This is a genomic window from Haloferax sp. KTX1 (assembly GCF_902410085.1).
Lineage (GTDB): Archaea > Halobacteriota > Halobacteria > Halobacteriales > Haloferacaceae > Haloferax > Haloferax massiliensis.
Window position 1 is genome coordinate 1 of sequence record NZ_CABPRH010000024.1, and the last position, 10357, is coordinate 10357.

The 10357-nt window shown below is 64.7% G+C and carries 10 protein-coding genes and 1 tRNA gene; 9 read left to right on the plus strand and 2 right to left on the minus strand.

Features of this window, described 5'->3' with window-relative positions; genetic code table 11:
• Positions 1-337: 337 nt before the first annotated feature.
• Complete coding sequence (locus tag FY251_RS20430) at positions 338-898, plus strand: TATA-box-binding protein (protein WP_004970502.1); 561 nt, start codon at positions 338-340, stop codon at positions 896-898.
• Between the two features lie 300 nt (positions 899-1198).
• Complete coding sequence (locus tag FY251_RS20435) at positions 1199-1768, plus strand: hypothetical protein (protein ID WP_148416821.1); 570 nt, start codon at positions 1199-1201, stop codon at positions 1766-1768.
• A 172-nt stretch (positions 1769-1940) separates the two neighbouring features.
• Here FY251_RS20435 and FY251_RS20440 read toward each other — a convergent pair whose 3' ends face one another.
• Positions 1941-3146 (minus strand): Cdc6/Cdc18 family protein, encoded by a 1206-nt coding sequence (locus FY251_RS20440; RefSeq protein WP_148416813.1) that lies wholly within the window; start codon positions 3144-3146, stop codon positions 1941-1943.
• Between the two features lie 1326 nt (positions 3147-4472).
• On the opposite strand from FY251_RS20440, the gene FY251_RS20445 reads away from it, so the two are divergent.
• From FY251_RS20445 to FY251_RS20455, 3 genes are all read left to right on the plus strand, one after another.
• Positions 4473-4955 carry a hypothetical protein gene (locus FY251_RS20445; RefSeq protein ID WP_148416814.1) on the plus strand — a complete coding sequence of 161 codons (483 nt, stop codon included), beginning with the start codon at positions 4473-4475 and terminating at the stop codon, positions 4953-4955.
• A 168-nt stretch (positions 4956-5123) separates the two neighbouring features.
• On the plus strand, positions 5124-7187 hold the full coding sequence (locus FY251_RS20450) for a DEAD/DEAH box helicase (RefSeq protein ID WP_148416815.1): 2064 nt from the start codon (positions 5124-5126) through the stop codon (positions 7185-7187).
• A 74-nt stretch (positions 7188-7261) separates the two neighbouring features.
• Positions 7262-7335: transfer RNA gene (locus tag FY251_RS20455), tRNA-Tyr, on the plus strand.
• Positions 7336-7628: 293 nt separating this feature from the next.
• On the opposite strand, the gene FY251_RS20460 is transcribed toward FY251_RS20455, so the two are convergent.
• Positions 7629-8009: a 2Fe-2S iron-sulfur cluster-binding protein gene (locus FY251_RS20460; RefSeq protein WP_148416816.1), complete on the minus strand. Its 381-nt coding sequence runs from the start codon at positions 8007-8009 to the stop codon at positions 7629-7631.
• 170 nt (positions 8010-8179) lie between these two features.
• Between FY251_RS20460 and FY251_RS20465 the strand changes: the two genes are divergently transcribed.
• From FY251_RS20465 to FY251_RS20480, 4 genes are all read left to right on the plus strand, one after another.
• Positions 8180-8458 carry a hypothetical protein gene (locus FY251_RS20465; RefSeq protein ID WP_148416817.1) on the plus strand — a complete coding sequence of 93 codons (279 nt, stop codon included), beginning with the start codon at positions 8180-8182 and terminating at the stop codon, positions 8456-8458.
• An 89-nt stretch (positions 8459-8547) separates the two neighbouring features.
• Entirely contained in the window at positions 8548-8931 is a 384-nt protein-coding gene (locus tag FY251_RS20470; protein ID WP_148416818.1) for a thioesterase family protein, read from the plus strand.
• A 121-nt stretch (positions 8932-9052) separates the two neighbouring features.
• Positions 9053-9529 carry a 6-pyruvoyl tetrahydropterin synthase family protein gene (locus FY251_RS20475; RefSeq protein WP_148416819.1) on the plus strand — a complete coding sequence of 159 codons (477 nt, stop codon included), beginning with the start codon at positions 9053-9055 and terminating at the stop codon, positions 9527-9529.
• On the plus strand, positions 9529-10302 hold the full coding sequence (locus tag FY251_RS20480; protein ID WP_148416820.1) for a 7-carboxy-7-deazaguanine synthase QueE: 774 nt from the start codon (positions 9529-9531) through the stop codon (positions 10300-10302). The genes FY251_RS20475 and FY251_RS20480 overlap by 1 nt, the downstream gene beginning before the upstream one ends.
• Positions 10303-10357: the final 55 nt, after the last annotated feature.

Here is a 10357-nt window from a genome sequence, read left to right on the forward strand (position 1 = left end):
GACCCCCGGGAAGGTGTGTCATCCCGGTGAGCGCCTGACGACCTTGGGGTCGGGGCGTTCGGTGGAAGCGTTCGGGGGGAGTACCCCCGTGCGCTTCTTCGCATTAATCCGAATGCCGGGGATACATTTAACCCCGTTGATTTAGTGGCTCTGTGAGAAAAATAGACACGAGGCGTGCCATAACTTCACGCGCGGTCAGTTGTGACATCAATTCGGTAGACCGAGAAATCAGTGTATTAGTTTCGCGCGCGTACGAGGCGTCGATAGAATCGACCCGTTGAAGTCGGTTTATAACGGGTCGCTTTATAAGGCCGGAGGTACGATTCACGTGCGAGCAATGAGTGGGCCGGCAGACTCCATCGAGATTCAGAACGTAGTCGCATCGACCGGGATCGGTCAGGAGCTCGACCTCGAAGCCCTCGCCGACGACCTCCCCGGTGCAGATTTCAACCCGGACAACTTCCCGGGCCTCGTCTATCGCACCCAGGACCCGAAAGCCGCTGCGCTCATCTTCCGTTCGGGGAAGATCGTGTGCACGGGTGCGAAAAGTATCGACGACGTGCACGACGCACTCGGCATTATCTTCGACAAGCTCCGCGAGCTTCAGATACCCGTCGACGACGAGCCAGAGATAACCGTCCAGAACATCGTCTCCAGCGCGGACCTCGGACACAACCTGAACCTGAACGCGCTGGCTATCGGTCTCGGACTCGAAGACGTCGAGTACGAACCCGAGCAGTTCCCCGGCCTCGTCTACCGGATGGACGAGCCGAAAGTCGTCATCCTGCTTTTCGGTTCCGGGAAAATCGTCATCACCGGCGGAAAGCGGACGGACGACGCCGAAACCGCCGTCGAAGAGATCGTCGAGCGCATCGACGCGCTTGGACTTCTCGGATAGGCGACTCCGAACCACCGATTTTTCGCCGCGTTACGGGTCTGACCACCCACAAGTGTGAAATGCCGAACAGTCTAACGGAAGGACATGAGTGCGCGGGAGGACGTGGCGTTTCTCGTGGGGTCACAGAGTAGAGTGGCGATTCTCCGAGCGTTAGCGGTCGAGCCACGTCGGCCGACAGAGCTTGCAGGACTCTGTGACTGCGCCCGAGAAACGGCACAGCGGACGCTCGCAGGGTTCTGTGACCGGGGGTGGACGAAGAAGAAGGCCGACGGACTGTATCACCTCACCCCGGGAGGGACGATGGTCCACGAACAGTACGAGCGGTTCACCGAGACGGTCGAATGCGCCGACCGAATGAGCGAGTTCTTGGCAGATGCCGCGGAGATCTGTGAGGACGCTCCGCCCGGTGTTCTCGGGCAGATGAACATCACGACCGCCGCGGACAACGACCCGCACGCGCCACTTAACAGGTACTTGACTATCGTCGGAAACGAACCGGTCGACCGCTTCCGCGGAGTCACCCCCATCGTGAGTCGCGTGTTCAACGAATCGGCCGAGGCGGTGCTGGGGGAGAACACCGGGATGGAACTCGTTGTCGACCGCGGCGTCCTTGAGCGGTCGATGGACGCCTATCCGGATTCCTTCGAGCGCGCGCGGGAACTCGACCAGTTCGAACTTCGAATCGCCGAGGAGAGCCTCGACTTCGGACTGCTCGTGGTCGACGGCCACGCCGTCGTCTCCGCCTACGACGAGCACAACAACCTGACGGCCCTCGTGGACGGCGACACGCCTGAAGTCGTCTCGTGGGTCGAAAGCCTGTACGAATCGGTCCGCTCGAAGTCGGTCCCGATCGACCGACTCGAACCGTGAGTCTCCACCGACAACCGAGAGTGTGATCGGTCCGGTCACACGTGAATATTCCGGTCACGTGATGCTGCAATAAATTATAAGAGGCCGCTCTACGGAGATACGCCTGCAGCGGTGCAGCGTCCCCGCTAGTCGGTTCGGCCCTCACACGCCCCGCGAGATTCCGGTTCTTCAATCAGGTGTCCGTGTTCTCGATGAGGACGTCTCTCACCACGTCCGGATCTTCGAGCAGTTGGTGCTTGGTGTAGCTTCCTTCCGCACTCCCGCCGCTGTGTTTCGACTGCTCGATGATGTCGAGAAACGCGTGTTCTTTCAGTAGGTCTCGAACTCGCCGGAGCGACAGGCTGTCGGAGCCCTGCTGTCGACAGATGTTCTCGTAGACCTCGTAGACGCGACTCGTTCGGAAGCCGTCCTGCTTTTCGTTCGAAAGCGAGAGGATAGCGAGCGCCTGTAACACGTAACGAGAGTGCGGCGTCGACCCGCGAATCAGCTCTCGGAAGCGGTCGGTCTCGGCGCGCTGACGCGCCTGCGTGACGAAGTTCTCCTTGACCGTACTCGCTCCCATCGACTGTGCGATTTCGCCCGCGTACCGCAAGATGTCGATGGCTTTCCGCGCGTCCCCGTGTTCGCGGGCGGCGAGCGCCGCGGCACGCGGAATCGTCGAGGGGTCCAACACGCCGTCGCGGAACGCGTCGCTGCGGGCGTCCATGATGTCGCGGAGTTGGTTCGCGTCGTACGGCGGAAAGACGAACTCGCGCTCGCAGAGGCTGGATTTCACCCGCTCGTCCATCCGGTCTTTGTACTGGATCTTGTTGCTGATACCGATGACGCCGAGCTTACAGCCGGCAATCTTCCCCGCCTCGCCGGCCCGCGAGAGCTGCATGAGGATATCGTCGTCGCTCAGTTTGTCGATCTCGTCGAGGATGATGAGGACGACGTCGTACAGCGAGTCGAGGATGCGCCACAGCCGCTTGTAGTACGTCGACGTCGAAAGTCCCTTGTCGGGGACTTTAATCCCGGTAACCGCGGTGTCGTTGACGCTGTCGGCGATGGTCTGGACGGCCTGCGTCTCGGTCGTGTCCTGCGCGCAGTCCACGTAGGCGAACGTCGCTTTCACGCCCTCTTCTTCGGCCGTCTCGACGAGGCGCTGAGAGACGTACTTCGCACAGAGCGACTTACCCGTCCCCGTCTTCCCGTAGATGAGGACGTTGCTCGGGCTCTGTCCGAAGATGGCGGGGTTCACCGCGGTCGCGAGATCCGAGATCTCGTCGTCGCGACCGACGATGCGACCCTCACCCGGGAGGTGGTTGATCTCCAACAACTCCTTGTTGGCGAAGATGGGGTCCTCCCGGGTGAAGAGGTCGTCGCTGGCGTTAGGCATGTTCGCAACACACCACGTTTCCGGTGAAAGGACTTACCATTCGACGCAGCACACACACACCACGTTTCCGGTGAACGCCCACAAACCCCGGTCACCGGTCCACATGAAACGGAGGTTTCGGTTCACCGGAAACACGGTGTGGGGGGGTCCCTCTCTACCCACGCGAAACCGGGTGGACGCGCCTTGCGTCCCGGGGAGGACCGAAGATAGAACGCTCGAAACGGGCGGACAGTGGGGTAATCGTGCGTCGAAGCGACTCGCAGTCACCGCAACAGAACTGACGAGAGCCGACGAGTTCGAACCGGCTTCCGAACTCGCGAACCTCTCGAAAATGCCTGACTGAGACACTCTATTCCAGTCGAACAGTACTCGAAGTTCGAGTACATTCTTACTTTCGCGAGTGTATCAATGGACGGTAACACAAATAAACTATTTAACTATTGTTATATATTCTATCTCACCCCGCCGACGTGAACCGAGTTGCCGTCCGACGCTCATTAACCGGCCCCACACGCTAACTCACCGGAAACGTGGTGTCCCACACGGTTTCTGTAACCCAGGGCGGAAGCGCCGATACGGTGTCTAAAACGATTGGTTTCACCGGAAACGTAGTGTGGTCGTTATAAGTGGACCGATTCGGCCATAGCTGGGAGGCACGAGACAATTGCAGGTCGTCCCTCGCTTTCCGCCGCGTCTCTCGCCGTCGGTCGCGTGGTCCAGTTCATCGGAAACGTGGTGTGCGCGTGACTCCGCTCTCGGAACTCATCGACGCGCCGCGTCACTACCGCCCGGTGTTACTGTCGGCGTTCCCTCGCACCGTGTTTCACCGGAAACGTGGTGTCTGTCAGCGCTGCTACGTTCTCCGTTGAGTCGACTCGCGGCGGCGGCTTGTGGAACGGCGCTCTCTATTTGTCCCGTCCCATCGGTCCGCGTTTCCATTCCCGATCCGTCGCGCTAGTTCACCGGAAACGTGGTGTCTCCGCCCGTCTCACACGGACTCGCGATTCACCGGAAGCGAGGTGTGGGTCGCTCGCGGCACGACTCGGTGAGGTATCGCCGGTGACCGACCGCCGACACCGACGTTTACTGCAGTCCCGGAGCCGAGATTCGACTCCGCTCGTTCACCGGAAACGTGGTGTGCATGCGACTCACGCGCACTCGGCTGTTCACGCCCCAAGCGTCCGCGGCGAGCGTCCACGGACGAAACCGCCACTCGTCCCAGCGTTTTCTCGTCCCAACGTCGTCTCGTCCCGACGTTCTCTCGTGACGGACTGTTTCGTTCCCGTGGCGTCAATGCAATTACCAAGGGGGACGAATTGGTGACATATGCGTGCGCTCAGTCGCGTGTGGGTGCGCCTCGGCGAGGCCGTGTTAGACCGCGGCGGCGACGAGGAGTGGTCTCTCGAACGCTCCCGTACGACGGAGACGCGGTGGTCGCGTTCGGGAGAGCGAGTCGACTGCTTTCGGTTCGACGACGGCTACGTGACCACCGTCCACTACGAAGACCGGGAGGTCACGTGGCAGTTGACGCCCGGACAGGTCCCGCTCGCGAGCGCCCTCGCGATGGCGAAACTCTACCTCGAACACGAACTGACGCCGCAGACCGACCCGGAGGGGCGACCGTTCGTGGGTCTCACCGAGCGAGGCCCGGTTCAGGTCTTCGAGGAGATTCCCCCGGAACCGGTCGAGTACGTCTATCTCGACGGCGTCCGGACCCTCGAAGAGTTCCCCGGGTTCCTCACTGTCGACGACGACTTCCGGGCCGTCTTCGACCGGATGGCTCCGGCGCGGTCGAGCACGTCTCGATAACGTCGGGTCGGCGCAGAACCGCTTCGAGAAATCGAGTCGCGTCCTCTCGGTTCCTCGTTCGCTCCCGTCGAAGCCCACCTGTTCTCACCCGCGACGAGCGGGTTCCCACGCCCATCACGGCTCCCGGTGTCGCAAGCCGTTTCCCCGTCGCGGCCGTACTCGCGTTCGATGACTGCCGAGGACGAGGACCCGAGTCCTCCCGACGGAGACGACGACGGCGACGGGACCGGCGCGCCCCGAGACGTACTCGACCGATTGGCCGACGCGACCGGCGCGTCGCCGACCGCCGCTGAGGGGGCGAGTGAGACCGAGGACGGCGTCTCGCTCGCGTCGTTCTACGGGGCGCTCGAATCCGAGGGTCGTCCCGTCGCGACCGCCCAGCAGGTCGCGCGCCGTCTCGGGGTCTCGCAGGCGGACGCGATGGACGGACTCGACGCCCTCGCCGACGCGGGGCGGGTCCGGCGGGTGAACGTCGAGACCGACCCGGTCGTCTGGTACCCGACCGAGTGGGGCGAACTCGCCTCGCGCGAGCGGGTCGTCCTCTTTCCGAAGCGCCGCGAGGTCGTCGTCGACAACCCGACCCAGTACACGCGGGCGAGACTCTCGCAGTTCGCGCACCTCGTCGACACCACCGGCGACCGCGAGGGTCGCGGCCGAGGCTACCTCTACCGAATCCGGCAGGAAGACGTGTGGCAGGCCCCCTTCGACGAGGTCGAGTCACTGCTCTCGATGCTCCGGTCGGTCCTCCCCGAGCGGTCGCCGCACCTCGAAGCGTGGGTCGAAGACCAGTGGAAGCGCGCGCACCAGTTCCGCCTCTACTCGCACGAGGAGGGGTACACCGTCCTCGCAGCCGCCACCGAGAGCCTCATGGGCAACGTCGCGCTCCAGAAACTCGACGACGACCACGTCTACGCGCCCATCTCGGACACCGAGGCGTGGGTCAGAGACGAGGAAATCGCGGCGATAAAGCGCATCCTCTACGACGCGGGCTATCCCGTCGAGGACGACCGCGACCTCGAAGAGGGCGAGGAACTCGACGTCGCGCTCGGCGTCGACCTCCGCGACTACCAGCGAGACTGGGTCGACCGATTCGTCGACCAGCGCGCTGGCGTCCTCGTCGGCCCGCCCGGCGCGGGGAAGACCATCGCCGGTATCGGCGCGCTCGCCGCGGTCGGCGGCGAGACGCTCGTCCTCGTTCCGAGCCGCGAACTCGCCCGCCAGTGGCGCGAGGAACTGCTCTCGACGACCGACCTCGACGCCGACCAGATCGGCGAGTACCACGGCGGCGCAAAGGAGATTCGTCCGGTCACCATCGCCACCTACCAGACCGCGGGGATGGACCGCCATCGCTCGCTTTTCGACTCGCGCCGCTGGGGGCTCATCATCTACGACGAGGCCCACCACATCCCGAGTCGCGTCTTCCAGCGGAGCGCCGACCTCCAGTCCAAACACCGCCTCGGGCTGTCGGCGACGCCCATCCGCGAGGACGACAAGGAAGCCGAGATTTTCACGCTCATCGGCCCGCCCATCGGAACCGACTGGGACAAACTGTTCGACGCCGGCCACGTTCAGGAGCCGGAAGTCGAGATTCGATACGTGGGGTGGGGCGACGACATGGCCAGAAACGAGTGGGCGTCAAGCGACGGCCGCGAGCGGCACATGCTCGCCGCGATGAACCCCGGGAAGCTATTCGAGATCCGTCGGCTCCGCGCCCGCCACGCCGACGCGAAGACGCTCGTCTTCGTCGACTACCTCGACCAGGGTGAGGCGATTGCCGAGGCGCTTGAGGTCCCCTTCGTCAGCGGCGAGACCCGCCACCACCGCCGCGAGGCGTACTTCGAGGCGTTCCGCGACGGCGACCTCGATACGCTCGTCATCTCCCGCATCGGCGACGAGGGAATCGACCTCCCGAACGCCGGACTCGCAATCGTCGCCTCCGGCCTCGGCGGCTCCCGCCGGCAGGGCTCTCAGCGCGCCGGCCGAACCATGCGACCGACGGGAAGCGCGCTCGTCTACGTGCTCGCCACCCGCGGGACCAGCGAGGAGGACTTCGCCCAGCGCCAGATGCAACACCTCGCCGGAAAGGGTATCCGCGTCCGTGAGGTCAGTGCTGACGACCTCGACACTGAGTCGGATGACGGGGCCCCCGACTCAAGCGACGGCGACCCTGACTCAGAAGGCGACGAGTCGGCATCTGCGGACGGCTCCGATTCGGCGACGCCCGACGAGTAATCGGGTCGTCGTCGGGCGCTTCGCCGCCCGGAATGAGAATTCTTAAGTCTACCCGTAGATTGAGATTCTCTTGACCGCTCTTAGCTCAGCCTGGCAGAGCAGCCGACTGTAGATCGGCTTGTCCCCCGTTCAAATCGGGGAGAGCGGACTGAACTTCAACACCCGCGAGCGCAGCGAGCGGTGTTGAATGTGAGGGACTTCTCGACCCGATTTGAGCAGCGAGCAACGCGAAGCGTTGCGAGTGAGTTCAAATCGGGGAGACCAGACTTCTCTGCTGATTCAACTTCGAGAGGTATCGGCTTGTCCCCCGCTCCCGTGAGCGTAGTGAACGGGAGGCCGCGAGTCGAGCGAAGCGAGTCTCGCCCGCTTCAAATCGGGGAGAGCGGACCGCCTTCTTTCGTACTGGTCGGTTCACTCCTTAGTCCCGCCCCACAGCGCCCTCTACTCCCGGCCGCCCCACACCACCTTTTCGACCAGTTCGACGGTCATCGGCTCGTCGACGCGAAGCTGACAGGAGAGCCGGGGGTAGCCGAACCGCGCCGCGAGGTCGTCGTGCCAGTGGTCGGACGTCGGTTCGCCCGAGCGAACCCGGACGCCGCAGGTCGCACAGAGGCCGCGGCCGCCGCAGTTCACTCGCTTCGTGAGCCGCGCGTACGGCGAGAGTCCGGCGTCGAGAAGCGCGTCGCGGAGGACGGTCCCGCGTTCGACGTCGAGGTCGGTGACGCGGTCGCCATCGGCGTCTCCATCCCTGGCGTCGCGGACGCGGACCGTGACGGTCGGGCCGGCCGGGTCGCGCTCGGGTCGAGACTCGCGGTCGCTCATCGGTCGGTCGTTCGGGCCGACTCGACATGGATGTGCCCCTCAGGTCGGTTCCCCGCCCCGCCGACTCACTGACGGCTCTTCGGTGAGAATCCGGCCATCTATGTAGAGTCCATACCCGAAGATATCAGTATTATAACGGCTTATGACGGGCGAATCCGTAGGTGAGCGTGATGGTGACCTTCGCGTCCGCGCCGGTGTTGGTGAACGTCCGCGTCGAGATGAACGACCACGAGACGATGACGGTGGAACTCCACGAGACGAACGAAACGCGCCACCTCGTGGCCTACGAGTCCGAGCGCATCCGCGACACGCTCGCGTCTCTCCCCGAGGGCGCTCGCGTCCCCGTCGAGATGGTGCGCGCCGGGTCGCGCTCGAACGTCTGGAAAGCCGTCGCGCTGCACGGCCGACAGACCTCCCCCGCTGACCAGTCCGCGCGGACGGCCAACTGAGTCGTCCGCGGCCCCGCCTCGCTGACTGCGCCCTGTTCACCGGAGACGAACCGTCGGTGCTATACTCCTCGCGCGTGTCCCGCACCGCAATGAGCTTCGTCGCCGAGGTGGAAGTCCGGTTCCGCGACCACGACTCGTTCGGACACGTGAACAACGCCGTCTACGCGACCTACTGCGAACAGGCCCGCGTCCGCTTCTTCGAGGAGGTGTTGGGGACGCCGCTTTCCGACCCGCACATCGTCGTCGCGCACCTCGAACTCGACTACCGCGCGCCCATCGAGGGCGTCGGCACCGTCGAGGTGGAAATCGAGGCCGGCGAGCCCGGCGGGAAGAGCTTCCCCATCTACTACACGCTCTCCTACGGGGGCGAGACCGTCGCCACCGGCGAGACGGTCCAAGTCGCCATGGACGACGAGGGCCGCCCGACCCGCGTCCCCGACCAGTGGCGCGAGGCAATCGCCGACCAACCGTAGCGTCCGGGCGCCGCCCGCGTCGCGTTTCGTCTCTCCGAATAGACCGCGACCGACAGGACCCGCGATTCGCCCGACGAAGTCGAGACAGGAGAATTATATACTCTCATGATAATCCTCGGATATGCCTCGGGGAACACTAGAGCACGCACAGTCGGCGGACGCCGACGACCAGACCCCGCTGTCCCGAGCGGGCGAGCGCGTCCTCCACATCGGGCGCGACCGGCCGATTCGCATCAGCGCCGGCCATCGCCTCCTCCATCACGACGGCAAGTGTAGCCGCCCGCACGGGCACAACTACGAGATTTCGGTCCGCGTCGTCGGCGACCTCACCGACGAGGGCTGGGTCGTCGACAAGGGCGTCGTCACCGACGTCATCGACGAGTGGGACCACCGGTTTCTCGTCGAGTCGGGCGACCCGCTCGTCGAGGCGTTCGAGCGCTCCGGCGACGCGGACGGAACGGTCGTCCTCGACGCGCCGCCGACGGCCGAGGTGATGGCCGTCGTCCTCGAAGAGAAACTGCTTGCGGCGCTCCCCGACACCGTCTCCGAGGTCTCGGTCTCGGTCAGCGAAACGTCGGAACTCTGCGCCGGCTTCTGATGCCCGTTTCCGACACCGTCGCCCGCGACGACACCGACGCCGAGGGCGACCGCCTCCCGATAAACGAGCTGTTCGCGTCGCTCCAGGGCGAGGGCAAGCTCGCCGGCGTTCCGAGCACGTTCGTCCGAACCAGCGGCTGTAACCTCCGCTGTTGGTTCTGCGACTCGTTTCACACCTCGTGGGAGCCGACCCACGCGTGGATGGGCCTCGACGAAATCGTCGCCGAGGTCGAGTCGCTGTCTCCCGAGCACGTCGTCGTCACCGGCGGCGAACCCCTCGTCCACGACGAGACCGACGCGCTGCTGTCGGCGCTCGCCGACGACTACCACCTGACCGTCGAGACGAACGGGACGCTCGAAACCGACGCCCCGGTCGACCTCGCAAGCGTCAGCCCCAAACTCGCGTCGTCGACGCCGACGCCCGAGAACGCCCCGGCCGACGTTGACCCCGGCGTCTGGTCCGAGCGACACGAGGCCGCCCGCGTCGACCTCGACGCGCTCGCCTCCGTGGTCGAGCACGCGGCGGACTTCCAACTGAAGTTCGTCGTCACCGGCCGCGACGACCTCGACGAAATCGAGTCGCTCGTCGCCGACGTGCGCGGCGTCGCCGACCGCGAAATCCGCGACAGCGACGTGTTGCTCATGCCCGAGGGACAGACCCGCGAGCAACTCGCCCGAACTCGGACCGAGGTCGCCGACCTCGCCGCGTCGTTCGGCTACCGCTACACGCCGCGGCTCCACGTCGATCTCTGGAACGACGCGCCCGAGACGTAAAGCACGCCGACCACCCCCCGAACCGACTCCGAACGGCCCCCGAACCGACTCCGAA